This is a genomic window from Micromonospora sp. DT201, from assembly GCF_049841575.1.
Taxonomy (GTDB): Bacteria; Actinomycetota; Actinomycetes; order Mycobacteriales; family Micromonosporaceae; genus Micromonospora.
Genome location: NZ_JBNCKP010000034.1, coordinates 12874 through 32125 on the forward strand (window position 1 = coordinate 12874; position 19252 = coordinate 32125).

The following is a 19252-nucleotide window of genomic DNA, read 5'->3' on the forward strand; positions in this document are numbered from 1 at the left end:
GGCTCGGGTGGTCCCGATGGTGGCGACGGAGGGCGGCGGCGTGAGCCTGAACGACTCGCAGACGGTGGTGACCGTGGTAGCCGGGCTCGCCATCCTGGCCGGGTTGGCCGGCGTGGTGGTGCCTGGCCTGCCGGCGCTGCCGCTGTGTTGGGGTGGCGTGCTGGTCTGGGCGATCTTCGGCGGGGCCGGCGCGGGTGGCTGGGCGGTGTTCGCCGCCGCCACGCTGGTCGCCGGCGGTGGCACCGTGATCAAGTACGCGTGGCCGGGCCGCAACCTGAAACGCACTGGTGTGCCGACGTCCACCCTGCTCGCGGGCGGGGTGCTCGGCATCGTCGGGTTCTTCGTGGTGCCGGTCGTCGGGCTGGTGCTCGGTTTCGTCGCCGGGGTGTGGGCGGCGGAGCGGCTGCGGCTGGGCAGCAACCAGCTTGCCTGGCCGTCCACCGTGCAGGCGCTCAAAGCCGCCGGCCTGTCGATGCTTGTGGAGTTCGCCGCCGGCCTGATCGTCGCGGCCCTCTGGGTGACCGGCCTACTGCTGACCTGATCCCCCACCCCCCACCCCCGCACCTGTTCCCGCGTCGATCAAGAGCTTTGCGTCAGGTCGAGCTCGAATGCTGACGCAAATCTCTTGATCACGAGGAGGTGGGGAGGGGGCGCGGGGCACTTGCCGGGTACGGCGGATCGCCGTACGTGAGAGAGAGGTGACGTGCCCCGCGCCGCCGCGGTCCGGGCGGTCCGAGCGCCCGGGGGTGGCCCGACGAGATCGGGCCTGGTCACGGGGTTAAGGATGGTGCCAGGTTGGCCTGATGGCAACGCAATTAGCCGCGACGGCGGTGAGATTCCCACCGTCATCGTATTGACCGCCTTGATCGGCCGGGACGACACTTTGCGCACTCGCACGCGGAACCACCTCAGGGAGGTGTGCAGTGGCAACGACCCCCGTGCCAACCGCCGAGCAACCGATGGACGACGACGCCCGACGGCTCGCCGAACTCGGCTACAAACAGGAGCTGCGCCGCAAGTGGAGCGGCTTCTCCAACTTCGCCATCTCGTTCTCGATCATCTCGATCCTGGCCGGCTGCTTCACCACCTTCGGTCAGGCGTGGAACAACGGCGGGCCGGTCGCCATCTCCTGGGGCTGGCCGCTGATCTCTCTGTTCATCCTGATCATCGGCTTCTGCATGGCGGAGCTGGTGTCGGCGTACCCGACCGCGGGCGGGATCTACTGGTGGGCGGCGACGATGGGTCGCCCGGTGCACGGCTGGTTCACCGGCTGGTTGAACCTGATCGGGTTGGTGGCGGTCACCGCCTCGGTCGACTACGGCTGCGCGACGTTTCTCAACCTCACCCTGTCGGCGCTCTTCGACGGCTGGGCCGGGACGTTGCGTCAGGCGTTCGTCCTGTTCGTGATCATTCTGGCGCTGCACGGTCTGATCAACATCTTCGGGCACCGGATCATCGACGTACTCCAGAACGTCTCGGTCTGGTGGCACGTGGCCGGCGCGGCGGTCGTGGTGGCCATCCTGGTCTTCGTCCCCGACAACCACCAGAGCTTCCAGTTCGTGTTCACCGAGCGCTTCAACAACTCCGGCTTCGGGGACGGGGACATCGGCGGGCTGACGTTCTGGTTCTACGTGTTGCCGCTGGGCTTCCTGCTGACCCAGTACACGATCACCGGCTTCGACGCCTGCGCGCACGTCTCCGAGGAGACGCGGGGCGCCTCACAGGCGGCGGCCCGAGGGCTCTGGCAGTCGATCTTCTATTCGGCGATCGGTGGCTGGATCCTGCTGCTGGCGTTCCTCTTCGCGGCCACCGACGTCGAGGCGGTAAACGCCGCCAGCGGCTTCTCCGGTGCCATCTTCGAGTCCGCGTTGACCCCGGTCTTCTTCAAGATCGTCATCATCATCTCCACCATCGGCCAATTCTTCTGCGGAATGAGTTGCGTGACGTCGATGAGCCGCATGGCGTACGCGTTCAGCCGTGACCGGGCCGTGCCCGGCTGGCGGCTCTGGTCGAAGGTCGACCGCAACGGCACCCCGGTCAACGCGATCATCGGCGCGACCCTTGCCGGCCTCGTGCTCACCCTGCCGGCGCTCTACGAGAGCTCGGCGGGCATCCCGATCGCCTTCTACGCGGTGGTCTCCGTCGCGGTGCTCGGGCTCTACCTGTCCTTCCTCATCCCTATCGCGTTGCGACTGCGGATGGGTGACAGGTTCGCTCCGGGGCCGTGGACGCTGGGGCGGAAGTACAAGCTGCTCGGCTGGATAGCGGTCGTCGAGATCGCGGTCATCGCCGTCTACTTCGTGCTGCCGATCGTGCCCACCGGGGTGCCCGGCAACGACGGGTTCACCTGGTCGGCGGTGAACTACGCGCCACTGGCCGTCGGCGGGGTGCTGCTGCTGGTCGCCGTCTGGTGGTACGCGTCGGCCCGCAGGTGGTTCACCGGACCGGTGCGTACCGTCGAGGATCGCAGTGACTGATCGACAGGACATGTGAGAGCCATGATCAGCAATGACACCACCGCCGAGCTTGAAGCGCCGGACCGGCTGTTTCAGATCACTCACGTGAGTCGGACCCACACCCAGTTGTGGCTTCAGGCCGACGCCAACTCGACGCACGAGCACCGGCTTGAGGTGCTGTTCCAGGACGTGAAATATCTCTGCACACCGTTCGTGCTGCGCGGCTTGTCACTGCGTAGGGCGGATCCGGAGCAGACGCGCCGTCTGACGGAGTTGCACGAACTGGTGCTCGAACCCGGTTCGGACGTCTATCTGCTGTCCCGCAGCCACGACTGGTTCGTGGTCTCGTCGCACCCGCTCTGGGCCGAGGCGAAACTACGTTATTCGGACGAGCCGGTGTTCTGGTCGCACACCGGCAAAGAGGACGTCGTGGTGTCGATGGGGACTGTGAAGTGACGTGAAACTGGGGCGTGGGACCCGGCACGACCGGCGGGCGGCGGCTGCCGCTCGTCGGTCGTGAAGCGCAGGATGCGATCGTCGGTGGGGGCGGGCGTGCCACGGCCGTCACGGTTGCTGGTGGCCACCCAGAGCGAGCCGTCCGGGGCCAACTCCACGGTACGAAGCCGGCCGTACGCCCCCACCAGTTCGGCGGTCGGAGTGCCGACCTGACCGGCGGCGCTGACCGGAACGGTCCAGAGCCGGGCCCCACGCAGCGCGGCAACGAACAGAGTGCCGTTTGCGAAAGCGGCACCGCTCGGGGAGGCCTGTGCCGGCGCCCACACCACCACCGGGGCGCGGAACCGGGGGTCGGTGCTCGGGCCCTCCACGATCGGCCAGCCGTAGTTGCCACCCGGAACGACGACGTTCACCTCGTCTGAGGTGCTCTGGCCGAACTCGGTGGCGAACAAGCGGCCCCGCGCGTCCCAGGTCAGACCCTGCACATTGCGGTGGCCGTAGCTGAACACGGGCGAACCGGGGAACGGATTGCCCGCCGGGATGCCCCCGTTCGGCCGGATCCGCAGGATCTTGCCGTTCCGGCTGGCCAGGTTCTGCGCGTTGGCGGGTACGCCCGCGTCACCCACGCCGACGTAGAGCAGCCCGTCGGGGCCGAAGGCGATCCGGCCGCCGTCGTGGACGGACGCCCGCGCAAGGCCGCTGAGGATCACCTGCTGGTTTTGCGGTGCGTTCAGTCGGAACCGGACGATCCGGATGTCGGACGCGGTGGTGAAGCAGACGTAGACCCACCGGTCGAGGCGGTACGTCGGCGACACCGCCAGGCCGAGCAGGCCCGCCTCGCCGCCGCCGACGACCCCCGTGATCTGGGCGACCTGCACGGGTGGTCGGCCCGGTCGGATCCGCAGCACGGTGCCCTGGTCGCGCTGGGCCACGAGGGCGCTGCCGTCGGGCAGGAAGTCGAGCCCCCAGGGAGCTTCAAGCCCGGTCGCGACGACGTCCGGTTGGGCGAAGTCGAACCCTCCGGCGCCCAGGGCGAGGGCCGATCCGCTGTCCAGCCGAACACCAGCGCCAGCGCCCGCTGTCGTGCCGGCCTCGACTGTCGTGCCGGCCTCGGCGCCGGTTGTCGTGCCCAGCCCGAGGGCGAGGAGGGCAGTCAGGATGACTCGAAGACGCACGACTTCTCCTCGCGTGGTTTGCCGTCGGCCGGGCTGAGGGCATTGACGGTGATCCGAATTGCCAGTAGACCTTGGTGATGGAGGCCCGCTGATGAGCAGAACGCCGTTTTCGCTGGAAGAGTTGCGGGTCGCCGTCCAAGCCGGTGAGATCGACACCGTGGTGCTGGCCCTCGTCGACATGCAGGGCCGCCTGCAGGGCAAACGCTTCCACGCGCCCTTCTTCCTCGACCAGGTGGCCGAGCACGGCAGTGAGGGTTGCAACTACCTGCTCGCCGTCGACGTCGACATGAACACCGTCGACGGGTACGCGATGTCGAGTTGGGAGCGCGGCTACGGAGACTTCGCGATGGTGCCGGATTTCAGCACGTTGCGCCGAATGCCCTGGCAGCCAGGCTCCGCGCTGCTGCTGGCCGACCTGACCTGGCTCGACGGCTCCGGTGACGTGGTCGCCTCGCCCCGGCAGATCCTGCGTCGCCAGCTGGACCGGCTGGCCGAGCACGGGCTGACCGCGTACGCCGGCACCGAGTTGGAGTTCGTGCTGTTCCGCGACTCGTACGAGGCCGCCTGGCGGCGCGGCTACCGCGACCTCACCCCGGCCAACCAGTACAACGTGGACTATTCACTGCTCGGCACTGCCCGGGTGGAGCCGCTACTGCGCCGGATCCGCACCGAGATGGCCGGCGCCGGGCTCACGCCGGAGAGCGCCAAGGGTGAGTGCAACCTCGGCCAGCACGAGATCGCCTTCCGCTACGACGAGGCGGTCGCCTGCGCGGACCACCACGTCATCTACAAGAACGGCGCCAAGGAGATCGCCGCCCAGGAGGGCATGGCGATCACCTTCATGGCCAAGCCGAACGCGCGGGAGGGCAACTCCTGCCACATCCACTTCTCGCTGCGCGACACCACGGGGGCCTCGGCCATGCTCGGCGACGGGCCGGCGCACCTGTCGCAGACCGGGCAGCGGGTGCTCGCCGGGCTGCTCGCCACCATGCGGGAGTTCAGCCTGCTCTTCGCCCCGAACATCAACTCCTACAAGCGCTACCAGCCGGGGTCGTTCGCCCCGACGGCGCTGCGCTGGGGTGTGGACAACCGCACCTGCGCGCTGCGGGTGGTCGGGCATGGGCAGGGCATGCGGGTGGAAAACCGCGTACCCGGAGCTGACGTCAACCCGTACCTGGCGATCGCCGGGCTGGTCGCTGGCGCGCTGCACGGGATCGGCGGGGCGCTCGAGTTGGGCGAGGAGTGCACTGGCAACGCGTACGACGACCCGGACGCCGAGCGCGTTCCCGGCACCCTGCGCGACGCCCTGGCCCTGTGGGAGGGCTCCGCGGTGGCCCAGGAAGCGTTCGGCGCCGAGGTGGTTGCCCACTACGCGAACCAGGCGAAGGTGGAGCTGGCGGCCTTCGACGCGGCGGTAACGGATTGGGAGCTGACCCGTGGCTTCGAACGCCTCTAAAACCCCCACCCCCGCGATCTTGCACTTTGTGTCGTCGCTCTGTGGTGAATCGTCGCTCTTGTCGGGGCAGCAACTGCAAGATCGCGCGGAGGAAGGGCGGGTTGGGGTGTGACTCTTGTTGTCGATCCGGCTTCCGGGGTTGGGTTTCGGGAGGTTTCGGCGGCCTCGGTGGGGGAGGTTGATGCGGCGATCTCGCGGGCCGCCTCGGCTTTCGAGACGTGGCGGGGCGTTGCTCCGGGGGACCGGGCGCGGCTCCTGCGGCGATTCGCCGCTGTGGTCGACGCGCATCTGGATGAGTTGGCCGCGCTGGAGGTCCGCAACTCCGGTCACACAATCGGCAACGCCCGGTGGGAGGCCGGCAACGTCCGCGATGTCCTGGACTACTACGCCGGGGCGCCGGAGCGGTTGACCGGGCGGCAGATCCCGGTGCCCGGCGGGCTGGACATCACCTTCCACGAGCCACTCGGCGTGGTCGGGGTGATCGTGCCGTGGAACTTCCCGATGCCGATCGCCGCCTGGGGGTTCGTTCCGGCCCTCGCCGCCGGCAACACCGTGGTGCTCAAACCCGCCGAGTCGACCCCTCTCACCGCGCTGCGGCTGGCCGAGCTGGCCCGCGAGGCGGGCCTGCCCGACGACGTGTTCATCGTCGTACCGGGCGAGGGCGCGGTGGTGGGGGAGCGGTTCGTCAGCCACCCGGCGGTCCGCAAGATCTGCTTCACCGGCTCCACCGAGGTCGGCACCCGGATCATGGCCGGCTGCGCCGCCCAGGTGAAGCGACTCACCCTGGAGTTGGGCGGCAAGAGCGCCAACATCGTCTTCGCCGACGCCGACCTGGAACGCGCCGCCGCGACCGCGCCGGGCGCGGTCTTCGACAACGCCGGCCAGGACTGCTGCGCACGGTCGCGGATCCTGGTCCAGCGTCCGGTGTACGACCGCTTCCTGGCACTACTCGAACCAGCGGTACGCGCGGTGCGGGTGGAAGACCCGTCCCGGGAGACCGCCGAGATGGGCCCCCTGATCTCCGCGGCTCAGCGGGACCGGGTCGCCGGCTATCTGGCCGGCGCGACTGTCGCCTTCACCGGCTCGTGCCCCGACGGCCCCGGCTTCTGGCATGCGCCCACCGTGCTGCTGGCCGACTCGCCGGCTGACCGGCACTGGCGAGAGGAGATCTTCGGCCCGGTGGTCTCGGTGCTGCCGTTCGACGACGAGGCCGACGCGGTCCGGCTCGCCAACGACACCGAGTACGGGCTCTCCGGCTCGATCTGGACCCGGGACGTGGGTCGCGCCCTCGGTCTGGCCCGTGCCGTCGAGTCGGGCAACCTCAGCGTCAACTCGCACTCGTCGGTGCGCTACTGGACCCCGTTCGGCGGGATGAAGCGCTCCGGGCTCGGCCGTGAGCTGGGCCCCGACGCGCTGCACTCCTTCACGGACGTCAAGAACGTGTTCATCGCGACGGAGGAGTGACGCCTGTGCAGGGTCGTTTGCAGGACCGGGTGGCCGTGGTCACCGGAGCGGGCAGCGGGATCGGGTTGGCCACCGTGCGGCGGTTCGCCGCCGAGGGTGCCCGGGTGGTCTGCGTGGACATCGACACGGCCGCCGGTGCGAAGGCCGCGCAGGAGTGCGGCGGCGAGTTCGTGGCCACCGATGTGGCCGACGAATCGGCGGTACGTGACCTGTTCGACGGGGTGGCCGACCGGCACGGGCGGGTCGACGTCGCGTTCAACAACGCCGGCATCTCCCCGCCGGACGACGACTCCATCCTGGAGACCGGCCTCGACGCCTGGGAACGGGTGCTGCGGGTCAACACCACGAGCGTCTACCTCTGCTGCAAGTACGCCATCCCGCACATGCGCGCGCAGGGCAAAGGGTCGATCATCAACACCGCCTCGTTCGTGGCGTTGATGGGTGCGGCGACGTCGCAGATCGCGTACACCGCCAGCAAGGGTGGCGTGCTGGCGATGACCCGGGAGTTGGGCGTGCAGTTCGCCCGCGAGGGCATTCGGGTCAACGCGCTCTGCCCCGGCCCGGTGGCCACCCCGTTGCTGCTGGAGCTGTTCGCTGCCGATCCGGAGCGGGCTGCCCGTCGGCTGGTGCACGTGCCGATGGGTCGCTTCGGGAAACCGGAGGAGATCGCCGCCGCGGTGGCGTTCCTGGCCAGCGACGACGCCTCGTTCATGACCGCCGCGCAGTTCGTCGTCGACGGCGGCATCACGGGCGCGTACGTCACTCCCTTATGAGGCAGCGTCGGCCGCTGATCGGGATCAGCGCGTACGTCGAGCCCGCCGACTGGGCGGTCTGGCGGGGCGTACCGGCGGTGTTGGTGCCCGAGGCCTATGTGCGGGAGGTGACGGTCGCGGGTGGCCGTGCGGTGGTCCTGCCGCCGGACGACGTGGACGGCGACGTGCTGGCCGTCCTCGACGGGCTGCTGTTGGCCGGGGGCGCCGACGTGGGCTCGGGGCGGTACGGTCAGCCGCCGCACCCGCGTACCGAGGACCGACCGGACCGGGATGCCGGTGAGCTGACCCTGCTGGCCGCCGCACTCGCCGCCGAGCTGCCGTTGTTGGGCGTGTGCCGGGGTATGCAACTGCTCGCCGTGGCCTACGGCGGCACCCTGCACCAGCACCTGCCGGATGTGGTCGGTCACGACGAGCACCGCCCGGCGCCGGGTGTCTACGGTTCCCACGCGGTGCGGTTCGCTCCGGGCAGTCTCGCGGCGACGGTGTTGGCCGGGGTGGACCGGGTCAACTCGTACCACCACCAGGCGGTCGCCGACCCGGGCCGACTCACGGTCACCGGTTGGGCGCCGGACGGTGTGATCGAGGCGGTGGAGGATCCGGCCCTGCCGTTCGTGCTCGGCGTCCAGTGGCATCCGGAGAACGAGCCGGACCCGCGCCCGATCACCGCGCTGGTCGCGGCGGCGGGTCGACGCCCGCCGGTCGTCGCGGCCGGGAACGAGCGTCACCGGGTGTGATGTAAGTCGCACGCGCCCGGTGAACAGGCCGGTGGGAGGATCGGCGTATGGGCAAGCTCGGCCCGCACCGGGTGGCCTACCTCGACTATCACGGCAGTGGGGCGGAGACCATCGCCCACCTGCGGGACAACGGCAGGATCACGCTGATGTTCTGTGCCTTCGACGGGCCGCCGAAGATCGTCCGGTTGCAGGGCCGGGGCAGCACCGTCGCGGTGACCGAGGAAGCCTTCGCCGACCGGCTCGCCGAGTTTCCCGCACCGCCGGACGTGCACGCCGTCCGGGCTGTCATCACCATCGAGGTGGAGCGGGTCAGCGACTCCTGCGGTTATGCGGTGCCTCTGCTGGACTTCCGCGCCGAACGCGACCTGTTGCTCACCGCGCACTCCCGTCGTACCGCCGACGACCTGGCGGTCTACCGGGCCACCAGGAACGCGGCAAGCATCGACGGGCTGCCGGTCTTCTGACTCGTCGCGGCGTTGCCGTGACCGCCGTTCGACGCCGGTGGGCACCCACACTGTCCGGTGCCCGACCGCTCAGGCGTACGTAATCAGCGTCAGGGGCTCGTGATGCGTTACGTTGCTGGTCCGCTGGGGTACAAGTCGAGGCACGGCGGGTGGAGATCAACGGTCGCGGGGAACGGCCGGAGCGGGAGGCTGTATGAGCTCGGCCCAGGGGGGTGCAGGCAACGGGCATTCCGTCGCGCCCGGCCGGGAGACCCCCCCGATGCTGGTGGCCGCGTTCGCGGCTGGTGGCGAGATGGGCGAGCGGCTCAGCGGCTTCGACAGGTCCACCAGCCCGCTCGGCGAGCCCGGTCGCTGGCCGACGGCGCTCTCCAACGCGGTCGGCATGATGCTCGCCTCCAGCGCCCAGATCGTCATGTTCTGGGGCGACGAGCAGCTCGCCTTCTACAACGACGCCTACCGACCGACCATCGGCAGCAAACACCCCGAGGTGCTCGGCCAACCGGCCCGTGAGCACTGGGCGGAGACCTGGGCGGTGCTCGGCCCGCTGCTCGACGGCGTCCGGAGCACGGGGCGCTCCTATCGCGGCGAGGATCACCCGTTCCTGCTGGACCGGCACGGCTTTGTCGAGCAGACCTACTTCAACGTCTCGTACGACCCGATCCGGGGTGACGACGGCTCGGTCAGCGGCGTCTACTGCATCGTCAACGAGACCACCGGGCGGGTGCTCGGCGAGCGCCGACTGCGGGCACTTGCCGAGCTGGGTGCCGAGCTGAGCGACATCGGCAGTGCGGCCGAGCTCGGTCGGACCGCCGCCGGGGTGCTCGGCCGGCACCGGGCGGACGTGCCCTTCGCCTTGATCTACCTGACTGACGAGAGTGGTCGTCTCACGCTGGCCGGGTCCACCGGCACCGCCCCGGCCACCGTCGGCGACAGCGCCGAGCTGCTTGCCCGGACCACCATCGACGGCGCGCCCGCCACGGTCGACGTGGCCGATCTGCTCGATCCGCCGCCGGTCGACGCCGCCGACCAGGTGCTCGTGCTGCCCCTCACGGCGAGCAACCAGACGGTCGGCGCGCTGGTCGTCGGCGTGGCCCGCCTGCTGCCGCTCACCGACGACTACCGCAACTTCCTTGAGCTGATCGCCGCTCAGATCTCCCGTGCGGTCGGCACGCAGCGGGCCTACGAGCATGAGCGGGCCCGCGCCGCCGAGTTGGCCGCGCTGGATCTGGCGAAGACCAACTTCTTCGCCAACGTCAGCCACGAGTTCCGCACCCCGCTGACCCTGGTGCTCGGCCCGTTGGAAGACATGCTGGCCGACCCGGCACTACCCGCCGCCGAGACCGACCGGCTCACCATGATGCACCGCAACGCGCTGCGCCTGCTCAAGCTGGTCAACACCGTGCTGGACTTCTCCCGGTTGGAGTCTGGTCGGCTCGCCGCCCGCTACCAGCCCACCGACCTCGCCGGCTACACCGCCCGCCTGGCCAGCACCTTCCGCTCGGCCACCGACCGGGCCGGGTTGCGGCTGGTCGTGGACTGTCCGCCGCTGCCGGCGCCGGTCTTCGTCGACCGGGACATGTGGGAGAAGGTCGTCCTCAACCTGGTGTCGAACGCGGTCAAGTTCACCTTCGACGGCGAGATCCGGGTGCGGGTCCGGGCTGAGGGCGGCGCGGCCCGGCTGGAGGTGACGGACACCGGCGTCGGCATCCTGCCGGAAGAGCTGCCGCACGTCTTCGAACGGTTCCACCGGGTGCCCGGGGTGCGTGCGCGCACACACGAGGGCACCGGCATCGGTCTGGCGCTGGTCCGGGAGCTGGTCGAGATGCACGGCGGCGAGGTCGGGTTGACCAGCCAGGTCGACGAGGGCAGCTCCTTCACGGTGACCGTGCCGTTCGGGTCGGCACACCTGCCGGCGGACCGGGTGGCGTCGTTCGGTCCGCTTCCCGCGGAAGAGCCCGAGCAGGCCCGGCTCTACGTGGCGGAGACCGCGCTGTGGACCGGTGTCGAGCCGGCACCCGAGTTCGACGGCCGGCCGACGAAGGGCGCCCCGGCCGGCCGGATCCTGGTCGTCGACGACAACGTGGACCTGCGCGAGCACGTCACCCGGCTGCTCTCCCCGACCTGGGAGGTCGTCACCGCGAGCGACGGTCTGGTCGCCCTGCCGTTGGCCCGCGAGGGCGGGTTCGACCTGGTGCTCACCGACGTGATGATGCCCCGACTGGACGGGTTCGGGCTGGTGAGCGCGTTGCGGGCGGACCCGCGTACCCGGCATGTGCCGATCGTGCTGCTCTCTGCCCGGGCCGGGTCCGCGGAGGCCGTCGCCGGCCTCTCCGCCGGTGCCGACGACTACCTCACCAAGCCGTTCTCCGGCCAGGAGCTGATCGCCCGGGTCCGTGCCAACGTCGAGCTGGGCCAGCTCCGTGGGCAGATCATCCGTCGGCTCCGGGCACTGGCCGACGCGGCGGTGGCCGTGAACACGGCCCGGTCCACCGGCAACGTGCTCCAGGTCGCCGCCCGGCATGCGCTGACCCTCGCCGAGGCCGCGCGGGTGGTGGTCACCGCTACCGGGGCCCGGTCGGAGGCGGACACCGGCGGTGCCACCGCCACCGATCCGTCCTTCGTGGCCGAGCTGACGGGCACCACCGGTGAGCCGCTCGGCGAGTTGCAGGTCTGGCGGCCGGCCGGCGACGACGCGCAGGCCGACGAGGCCGCGCTGACCCAGCTGGCCCGACTGGTCGGGGTGCGCCTGGAGAACGCCCAGCTCTACGAAGCCGAACACCGGATCGCCACCACTTTGCAGCACAGCCTTCTGCCGCGTTCGTTGCCGCAGCTGCCCGGAGCGGTGCTGGCCGGCCGATACCTGCCCGGCAGCGCCGACGTCGAGGTTGGCGGTGACTGGTACGACGCGATCGTCCTTGAGGACGACGACCTGGTGCTGGTCATCGGGGACGTGGTCGGCAAGGGCGTCCAGGCCGCCGCGGCGATGGGGCAACTGCGCAACGCGCTGCGGGCGTACCTGCTGGAGGGCTACGACCCGGGCGAGTCGCTGACGCGGCTCAACCGGCTGGTCGGGTCCACCGAGCATCGCTCCTTCGCGACGGTGCTCTGTCTGCTGTTCAACCCGCGCACCGGCCGTCTGCGGTACGCGAGCGCAGGTCACCCGTCCCCACTGCTGATCAGAGGAGGTGACGTGACGTTCCTGCACGACCGTGCACTCGGCCCACCGGTCGGCGCCATCCCCAACGCGACGTACGAGGCGGTCGAGGGGGAGCTGGCATCCGGCAACCGACTGTTGCTCTACACCGACGGGCTGATCGAGGACCGTCGGCTCGACATCGATGGCGCGCTGGCCCAGTTGCGCGTCGACGCGGCGACCCCCAGTGAGCACGTGGCCGACCTGATCGACGCGGTCGTCGATCGGGTCGACAGGCGGCCGCGCCGCGACGACGTGGCGATCCTCGCCCTTGAGGCGGCCGAGCCGAACCGTTTCGCGTTGCGGCTACCGGCAGACCCGACCCGGCTGAGCGTGCTGCGCAAGCGCCTGGAGGACTTCCTGGTCGCGCACGCGGTCGATGAGACGGACGTGTTCGACCTGACCGTCGCGGTCTCCGAGGCCGCGGCGAACGCCATCGAGCATCCGGTCCACCCCGCCGAGGCCATGATCAGCGTGGAGGTGGCAATCGAGGATCGGACGGTGACGGCCACCGTGCGCGACAGCGGGCAGTGGCGTGAGTCGACCGGCTCCGGGTTCCGAGGGCGTGGCCTGGCCCTGATCAGGGCGTTGGGCGACCTGACGGTGCGGCGTACCGATGAGGGCACCGAGGTGACGCTGCGCCGGCAGCTGCGGAGCTGACCGTGCGCCCGACGGCGGCCGGGGTGTCTCAGGCCGGGCGGAGCCAGCTCTGCTCGCCCAGGCCGGAGATCTCCAGCACCCGGCGGACCTGCCGCGACGGCAGGACGGTGAGCGTGCCTTGAAACTGCTGGGCGAGTCGGACCAGGGCGTGGATGGCGGCCGAGTCGAAGAAGGTGACGGCACTCAGATCGAGGGTGATCTGCCCGGCGGGCTCGCGCAACGCGGTCTGGAGCATGGTGTCGGCGGTCGCCATGTCGACCTCGCCGGCCACCACCACCTGGAGGTGGTCGCCGTCGATCTCCGCGCTGGCGGAGAAGACGGGCGGTGCTCCTCCTTGATCCACGCTGACACCATGGCACAGCCGACCTGACAGGGCAACAACCCCTCCGGAGCGCCCGTGGCGCGGGTCACCAGCGGCCCCGGCGATAGGCTGGTGTCATGACCGTCCGTCCGCCGTTGACACCAGGCGCGCTCTCCCCGATGCGACAGGTGCCACCCCAGATCGCCCGACCGGAGTACGTGGGCAAGAAGCGCCCGCAGGAGTGGCGCGGCTCGCACGTGCAGACGCCGGAGACCATCGAGAAGATGCGGATTGCCAGCCGTCTCGCCGCCCAGGCGACCCAGCTCGCTGGCGAGCACTGCAAGCCCGGCGTGACCACCGACGAGATCGACAGGGTGGTGCACGAGTTCCTCTGCGACCACGGCGCGTACCCGTCGACGCTGGGCTACAAGGGCTTCCCGAAGTCCTGCTGCACCAGCCTCAACGAGGTCATCTGTCACGGCATCCCGGACTCCACCGTCCTGGCCGACGGCGACATCATCAACGTCGACGTGACCGCGTACATCGGTGGGGTGCACGGTGACACCGATGCCACCTTCTGCGTCGGCGAGGTCAGCGAGGAGGCCCGGCTGCTGGTCGAGCGGACCCACGAGGCCATGATGCGCGGCATCCGCGCGGTCGCCCCGGGCCGGCAGATCAATGTGGTGGGCCGGGTCATCGAGTCGTACGCCAAGCGGTTCGGCTACGGCGTGGTCCGCGACTTCACCGGCCACGGCATCGGCGAGTCCTTCCACAGCGGGCTGTACGTGCCGCACTACGACAGCCCGCGCCCCACGGACATCATGGAGCCGGGGATGACGTTCACCATCGAGCCGATGATCACGCTCGGCACCTACCAGTACGACATGTGGGACGACGGGTGGACCGTGGTCACGAAGGACCGGAAGTGGACCGCCCAGTTCGAGCACACCATCGTGGTGACCGACGATGGTCACGAAATCCTGACCCTTCCGTGAGCGCGAGGAACGCAGCGAAGCGAAGTCCCGCAGTCGCGAACGAAGGGCAGGCGCCGTGAGCGCGAGGAACGCAGCGAAGCGAAGTCCCGCAGTCGCGAACGAAGGGCAGGCGCCGTGAGCGACACTCCGGCTGCGCTGCGGGAGGCGCACCACGCCGACGTCTCCGGCGGTTGGCTGCGCCCGGCCGTCTTCGGCGCGATGGACGGTCTGGTCACCAACATCGCCCTGATCGCCGGCGTCGGCGGCGGCGGGGTGTCGCCACGCAGCATCGTGCTCACCGGCTCCGCCGGCCTCGTTGCCGGTGCGATCTCGATGGGGCTCGGCGAGTACACAAGCGTGCGTTCCGCCAACGAGCAGGTCGCCGCCGAGGTGGCCAAGGAGCGACGGGAACTGGAACGGCACCCCGAGGCGGAGGCCCGGGAGTTGGCCGACGCCTGGGTGGCACGGGGCCTTCCACGGGACCTCGCCACCCAGGTCGCCGAGGCGGTGCGGCGTGACCCCGAGGAGGCGCTGCGGGTGCACGTCCGCGAGGAGTTGGGCGTCGACCCCGACGACCAGCCCAGCCCCTGGGCCGCGGCGATCTCGTCGTTCCTGTTCTTCTCGATAGGCGCGTTGGTGCCGCTACTGACGTACCTGTTCGGTGCCACCGAGCTGTGGCCGGCACTCGCCGTCGGTGGGCTCGGCCTGTTCGCCGCCGGTGCGGTCGTAGCTCGCTTCACCCAGCGGCCCTGGTGGACCAGCGGGCTGCGCCAACTCCTGCTGGGTGCGGCGGCGGCCGGGGCCACCTACCTGATCGGCTCGCTGATCGGCGTACAAGGCGGGCTGTGACGCCGGTCGAGCGGTGGTGTCGTGCCGCGTCCCCGCCTAGCCAGCTGACGGCGGCCCGACCGGCGCGCCGTGACCGGTCGGCACGAGCCGGAAGATGTGGATCTCCCGGCCGCCGGTCCGCTGCACGTACGTGCGGTACGCGGGCCATTCGGTGACCAGCAACTGCCACAAGCGGTCCCCCGGCCGATGTCAGTCCAGCCGCCGTTCGATCGGCAACCGGGCGCGCGTGAACAGGCCCGCCCCGAGCATCGCCACCACCGGCACCAACACCAGGACCCCGAGCGCGGGCCACGGCACCAGATACGGGTACGGATCGGGCACCGGCCAGTAGGTGGCGTACTGCCGGTTGACCGAGAACAGCACGATCGCGGCGGTGCCGAGCCCGGCCACGATGCCGAGCACCGAGCCCAGGCCAGCGATGACCCCGGCCTGGCAGATCGCCAGCATTCGGCGTACCGCCGGTGCCGCGCCGACGGCCGCGAGGGTGGTCAGCTCGGCGCGCCCCTCGGCGGCGGCGAGCGCGGTGGCGATCCCGGCCGCACCCATCGTGATGACCCCGGCGGCCGCCGCGAGCAGCAGGAGCAGCGGTGAGATGTCGCGGGGGCCACCGCCGTACTCCACGCCCAACGACAACGTGCCGAAGTTTCGCAACGCGGCGATGAACCGTTCCTGCCGATGCCGGTCCGGCGCGGTCGAGGTGCCGATCACCCAAGCGGACGGTGACCAGGTCAGGCCGAGTTGCTGTGCCGCGGACGGTGAGAGCAGCAGTTGAGACTGGCCGATCGGTGTCGGCAGCGCGTACCCGGGGAGGTCGGCGGCAGCGGTTGGCTGGTCCGTTCCGGGGTCCACCTGCTTGACGCGTACGGTCACCAGGCCGTCGTGCAGGTAACGCGGGTCGGTCACCACCACGCCCCCGGCGCGCAGCACCGCTGTGGCGGTGGCCGTGGCGGTCGCGTCCGCGCCGGTGAGCAGTGGCAGTGCGGTCCCGTCGTCGACCCCGATCTGCACGAAGCCGCCGTATTGGTCCGTCTCGCGGATCCGGCAGCGCGGGTCCGCCCGAGCCTGCCGACGGTGCGCGGCGGAGAGGTTGTCCCCGGGCTGCCAGGGGCAGGTCTGCTCCGGCGGAAGCGTAGGCGCGACGTCACAGTAGCCCGTGCCGGGCGGTGCGCAGGCGACCGCGTGCAGCGGGGCGATCGCGTCGGTACCCAACTGGTCCCGGGCCGCCGTGGCGACCTGGGCCAGCGTGGGCTGACGTGCCGGATCGTGGGAATAGACCAGCACGTGGCCCGCCGGCAGCATCGGTTGGTAGGCGCGCGCGTCGCGGGCTCCGTCGCTGGCCAGGTAGCCGCCGAGCGCCACACTGCTGGCGACGGCGGCCATCACGGCGCAGATGGCGGGCGCTGCGGATGCGCGGTTGCGGCTGGCATCGCGCAACGCGATTCGTGGTGCCAACGGCAGCACCCGGCCGAGCCGGGCGAGTGCGCCGATCAGCGTGGGCGTGCAGCACACCAGGCCCAGCTCGCCGAGGATCAGGCCGGTGAGGATCACCGCCGGGGAGGTGCGGGCGGCCCCGAACGCGGCCAACCCCGCCCCGCCGCCCACAAGCGACAGCCCGAAGGTCAACCACCGGGTCCGGGACACCGGTGGGGTGCGTCGCCCGGCGAGCCCGGCGCTGACGTCCTGTCGCGCTGCGGTCCACGCCGGTGCCAGCGCGGCGAGCACCCCGGCCAGCACCGCGACCCCGCCGAGCAGCACCAGCGCGGTCGGCCAGCAGCGGTACCCACCGAAGCGGGCGCCGAAGACGTACTGCTCCACCAGCGGACGACCGACGAACGCCGCGCCGACGCCGACCAGCAGGCCGGCGGCGGCGCCCAGCACACCCAGCACCACCCCGTCTGCCAGCACGACCCGACGAAGCTGGGCGGCGTCCCCGCCGGCCACCGCGACGAGCGCCAGATCCCGGCGTCGGCGACGGACGCCGACGGCGAAGGCCGGCCCGACCAGCAGCACGACCTCCAGCAGCCCGAGGCCGGCGATCAGCACGCCGGTGCTCAGGTCGTTGTTGCTCGGGTTGATGGAGCCGAGCCACATCCGCGTCCGTCCGGTCGTCGAGTTGGCCGGGGGACGCGCGGCTACCACCACCCCCTGATCGTTGAGTCGGGACACCAGTGCGGCATCGACGGGGCCGGGCACGTCCGCCAGCCAGATGCTCGCCGTCCCGGGGCTGGTCGGTGGCGTGGCCCCCGGGTGCAGCGTCACCACCGTGCCGAGATCGTCGGGAAATTCCACAACCCCGACCACGGTGTACGCCCTGCTCCCGTCCGCGAGGGCCACGGCGCGACCGAGGCGCAGGTCCAAGCGGCGTAGCGCCGCAGGGCTCACCGCGACCTCGCCGGGCTGCTGCGGCGCCCGGCCGGCCCGAAACCGCACCAGCCCACGGGCCAACGGGTCGCTGAGGTCCAGCACCCGCCCCTCCACGTCCTCGTCGCGGTGTGGGCCCCGCAGCGTCAGCGGAAGGCGGGTGCGAACCTCGGTGACCCGGCCGCCGGGCCCGAGCAGTGCGGTCACCTCAGCGGCGGTGACTGGCGCAGTGCGTTGCCGCTCGCCCTCTCGCGTGTACCAGCCCTCGCCCCACTCGTCCTGCCGCACCGGGGTGTCGGCGACCCAGCGCAGCTCGGCGTCGGCCACCCCGAGGCGGCGGTCCAGGCGTTCCTGCGGGGTCAGCTCGGCCATGTCGTAGCTGGCCGCCAGGAAAGCCAACGCAGCCACCGGCAGGGCGATCATCGCGAGCACCAGGGCGGTCCGTCGCTTGGCCCGGCGGGACTCCCGCCGGGCGATCCGCAACGCCGTCCGCCAGGAGCCGATCAGCTCGGCGATGCGCCGCCGGCCGACGGCGGCGGGTGGCGCGAACGGCCGCGTCGCGGAGGTGTCGGCCCGGCCGGGGGTCCGCGTACGGCGGATGGTCACCGGCCGCTGCCGGACAGCAGCTGCTCGACACTGCCCAGGGGCGCCGTCGTGTCGACCAGTACGCCGTCGCGGAGGAACACCACCCGGTCGGCCCAGCCAGCGTGTCGTGCCTCGTGGGTGACCAGCACCCCGGCGGCACCCGCGTCGATCCGGCGGCGCAGGAGGTGCAGCACCGCCTCGCCGGTCTGCGAGTCCAGTGCCCCGGTGGGCTCGTCGGCGAGCACCAGCCGGCGCTCGCCCACCAGCGCGCGGGCGATGGCCACCCGCTGCTGCTGCCCGCCGGAGAGTTGGTCGGGGAAACGGTCACCCAGCGCGGGCAGGCCCACCTCGGTGAGCGCGGCCATGGCCAGCGCCCGGGCCCGGCGTCCGCTGGCGCCGTCGAGCTCCAGTGGGAGCGCCACGTTCTCCAGTGCGCTGAGGCTGCCCAGCAGATTGAGTTGCTGGAAGATGTAGCCGATCCGGCGGCGGCGTAGCTGGGCCAGCCCGCGACGGTCCAGGTCCCCCAGCAGTTGCCCCTCGACCCGGACCTCGCCGCCGGTCGGGCGGTCGAGCCCACCAGCGAGGGCCAGCAACGTCGACTTGCCGGAGCCGGACGGGCCCATCACGGCGACCAGCTCACCAGGCCGAACGACCAGGCTGACGCCGCGCAGCGCGTGCACCGCCGCCGGGCCGGCCCCATGGGTGCGGTGGACGGCGCGTAGCTCCAGCACCGCGTCGTCCGCCCCGCTCACCGTCGCGCCTCCTCGCCGGCCCATCGCGTCGCGTCTCGCACGTCGACGTCACCCGCTGGGGGAGCGGGAGGTGCCGGGCCGCTGGGCTGGTGCCGAACCAGGCTGGTCTCGCAGTGGTCCAGCCAGCGCACCTCAGCCTCGGCCTGGAACACCATCGAGTCCAGCACGAGGCGCCACGGGAGGTCCTCCGGTCGGTCGCTGCCGTACTTCAACCGGGTCAGCTCCTGCAGGGCGCGCATCGTCGCGCTGCGCTGGCCCTGCACCACCGCGCGGACGTCCACGCCGGGGGTGGTCAGCGCCAACGCCAGCTTGATCGCCAGCTCGTCGCGGGGCCGGTCGGTACGGCTTACCGGGGTGGCGAACCACAGCGCCAGATCGGCCCGGCCGGCGTCGGTGATCTCATACGGGCGTTGCCCGGCCTCGCTCTCCGGCAGCGGGCGCACCAGACCATCCCGTTCCAACCGGGACAACGTGGTGTAGACCTGCCCGATGTTCAGCGGCCAGGTCGAGCCGGTCGACTCCTCGAACGCGGCGCGCAGCTGGTAGCCGTACATCTGGCCGCGTTCGAGCAGGGCGAGCAACCCGTGACGGATGGACAT

15 protein-coding genes and 2 pseudogenes are annotated in these 19252 nt (G+C 71.1%); 11 read left to right on the forward strand and 6 right to left on the reverse strand.

Annotation, left to right across the window (positions count from 1 at the left end; all coding sequences use genetic code 11):
- Window positions 1-40 precede the first annotated feature (40 nt).
- The 3 genes from ACLQ28_RS32520 to ACLQ28_RS32530 all read left to right on the forward strand — a co-directional run bounded on the left by ACLQ28_RS32520 (window position 41) and on the right by ACLQ28_RS32530 (window position 2912).
- Window positions 41-541: a DUF456 domain-containing protein gene (locus ACLQ28_RS32520; RefSeq protein WP_425690112.1), complete on the forward strand. Its 501-nt coding sequence runs from the start codon at window positions 41-43 to the stop codon at window positions 539-541.
- A 382-nt stretch (window positions 542-923) separates the two neighbouring features.
- Window positions 924-2477, forward strand: a complete 1554-nt coding sequence (locus ACLQ28_RS32525) for an amino acid permease (RefSeq protein ID WP_425690084.1) — start codon at window positions 924-926, stop codon at window positions 2475-2477.
- A gap of 21 nt (window positions 2478-2498) precedes the next feature.
- A complete protein-coding gene (locus tag ACLQ28_RS32530; RefSeq protein ID WP_425690085.1) occupies window positions 2499-2912 on the forward strand; it encodes a hypothetical protein in 414 nt (137 codons plus the stop codon).
- Here the strand turns inward: ACLQ28_RS32530 and ACLQ28_RS32535 are convergent.
- Window positions 2837-4087 (reverse strand): PQQ-dependent sugar dehydrogenase, encoded by a 1251-nt coding sequence (locus ACLQ28_RS32535; protein WP_425690086.1) that lies wholly within the window; start codon window positions 4085-4087, stop codon window positions 2837-2839. The two genes, ACLQ28_RS32530 and ACLQ28_RS32535, sit on opposite strands and share 76 nt — an antisense overlap.
- A gap of 91 nt (window positions 4088-4178) precedes the next feature.
- Here ACLQ28_RS32535 and ACLQ28_RS32540 point away from each other — a divergent pair, with 91 nt between their 5' ends.
- The 6 genes and pseudogenes from ACLQ28_RS32540 (at window position 4179) to ACLQ28_RS32565 (ending at window position 12831) form a co-directional block, all read left to right on the forward strand.
- Window positions 4179-5543 carry a glutamine synthetase family protein gene (locus ACLQ28_RS32540; protein WP_425690087.1) on the forward strand — a complete coding sequence of 455 codons (1365 nt, stop codon included), beginning with the start codon at window positions 4179-4181 and terminating at the stop codon, window positions 5541-5543.
- A gap of 108 nt (window positions 5544-5651) precedes the next feature.
- On the forward strand, window positions 5652-7007 hold the full coding sequence (locus tag ACLQ28_RS32545; RefSeq protein ID WP_425690088.1) for an aldehyde dehydrogenase family protein: 1356 nt from the start codon (window positions 5652-5654) through the stop codon (window positions 7005-7007).
- 5 nt (window positions 7008-7012) lie between these two features.
- Entirely contained in the window at window positions 7013-7780 is a 768-nt protein-coding gene (locus ACLQ28_RS32550) for a 3-oxoacyl-ACP reductase (protein WP_425690089.1), read from the forward strand.
- The gene (locus ACLQ28_RS32555) at window positions 7777-8514 is read left to right on the forward strand and encodes a gamma-glutamyl-gamma-aminobutyrate hydrolase family protein (protein WP_425690090.1); all 738 of its coding nucleotides are present in this window, start codon (window positions 7777-7779) and stop codon (window positions 8512-8514) included. The genes ACLQ28_RS32550 and ACLQ28_RS32555 overlap by 4 nt, the downstream gene beginning before the upstream one ends.
- Window positions 8515-8585: 71 nt before the next feature.
- Window positions 8586-8978 (forward strand): annotated as a pseudogene (locus ACLQ28_RS32560) (pyridoxamine 5'-phosphate oxidase family protein); the annotation flags it as partial.
- A gap of 193 nt (window positions 8979-9171) precedes the next feature.
- Window positions 9172-12831, forward strand: coding sequence for a SpoIIE family protein phosphatase (locus ACLQ28_RS32565; RefSeq protein WP_425690091.1), 3660 nt, complete (start codon window positions 9172-9174; stop codon window positions 12829-12831).
- A gap of 28 nt (window positions 12832-12859) precedes the next feature.
- Here the strand turns inward: ACLQ28_RS32565 and ACLQ28_RS32570 are convergent, their stop codons facing one another.
- Complete coding sequence (locus ACLQ28_RS32570) at window positions 12860-13174, reverse strand: STAS domain-containing protein (RefSeq protein WP_425690092.1); 315 nt, start codon at window positions 13172-13174, stop codon at window positions 12860-12862.
- A 95-nt stretch (window positions 13175-13269) separates the two neighbouring features.
- Here ACLQ28_RS32570 and map point away from each other — a divergent pair, with 95 nt between their 5' ends.
- Together map and ACLQ28_RS32580 are read left to right on the forward strand one after the other, a co-directional pair.
- Entirely contained in the window at window positions 13270-14127 is an 858-nt protein-coding gene (gene map, locus ACLQ28_RS32575; protein WP_425690093.1) for a type I methionyl aminopeptidase, read from the forward strand.
- Between the two features lie 114 nt (window positions 14128-14241).
- A complete protein-coding gene (locus tag ACLQ28_RS32580; RefSeq protein WP_425690094.1) occupies window positions 14242-14955 on the forward strand; it encodes a VIT1/CCC1 transporter family protein in 714 nt (237 codons plus the stop codon).
- 36 nt (window positions 14956-14991) lie between these two features.
- On the opposite strand, the pseudogene ACLQ28_RS32585 reads toward ACLQ28_RS32580, so the two are convergent.
- From ACLQ28_RS32585 to ACLQ28_RS32600, 4 genes and pseudogenes are all read right to left on the reverse strand, one after another.
- Window positions 14992-15132: pseudogene (locus ACLQ28_RS32585) on the reverse strand (nitroreductase family deazaflavin-dependent oxidoreductase); the annotation flags it as partial.
- A 12-nt stretch (window positions 15133-15144) separates the two neighbouring features.
- Window positions 15145-17922, reverse strand: a complete 2778-nt coding sequence (locus ACLQ28_RS32590) for an FtsX-like permease family protein (RefSeq protein WP_425690095.1) — start codon at window positions 17920-17922, stop codon at window positions 15145-15147.
- The gene (locus tag ACLQ28_RS32595) at window positions 17919-18653 is read right to left on the reverse strand and encodes an ABC transporter ATP-binding protein (RefSeq protein ID WP_425690096.1); all 735 of its coding nucleotides are present in this window, start codon (window positions 18651-18653) and stop codon (window positions 17919-17921) included. The genes ACLQ28_RS32590 and ACLQ28_RS32595 overlap by 4 nt, the downstream gene beginning before the upstream one ends.
- The gene (locus ACLQ28_RS32600; protein WP_425690097.1) at window positions 18650-19252 is read right to left on the reverse strand and encodes a PadR family transcriptional regulator; all 603 of its coding nucleotides are present in this window, start codon (window positions 19250-19252) and stop codon (window positions 18650-18652) included. The genes ACLQ28_RS32595 and ACLQ28_RS32600 overlap by 4 nt, the downstream gene beginning before the upstream one ends.

What these genes read in the sequence shown, in the direction of transcription:
- ACLQ28_RS32530 (WP_425690085.1), top strand. Translation starts at nt 2,499, where the DNA reads ATGATCAGCAATGACACCACCGCCGAGCTTGAAGCGCCGGACCGGCTG.
- ACLQ28_RS32540 (WP_425690087.1), top strand. Translation starts at nt 4,179, where the DNA reads ATGAGCAGAACGCCGTTTTCGCTGGAAGAGTTGCGGGTCGCCGTCCAA.
- ACLQ28_RS32555 (WP_425690090.1), top strand. Translation starts at nt 7,777, where the DNA reads ATGAGGCAGCGTCGGCCGCTGATCGGGATCAGCGCGTACGTCGAGCCC.
- ACLQ28_RS32565 (WP_425690091.1), top strand. Translation starts at nt 9,172, where the DNA reads ATGAGCTCGGCCCAGGGGGGTGCAGGCAACGGGCATTCCGTCGCGCCC.
- map (WP_425690093.1), top strand. Translation starts at nt 13,270, where the DNA reads ATGACCGTCCGTCCGCCGTTGACACCAGGCGCGCTCTCCCCGATGCGA.
- ACLQ28_RS32600 (WP_425690097.1), bottom strand. Translation starts at nt 19,252, where the DNA reads ATGTCCATCCGTCACGGGTTGCTCGCCCTGCTCGAACGCGGCCAGATG.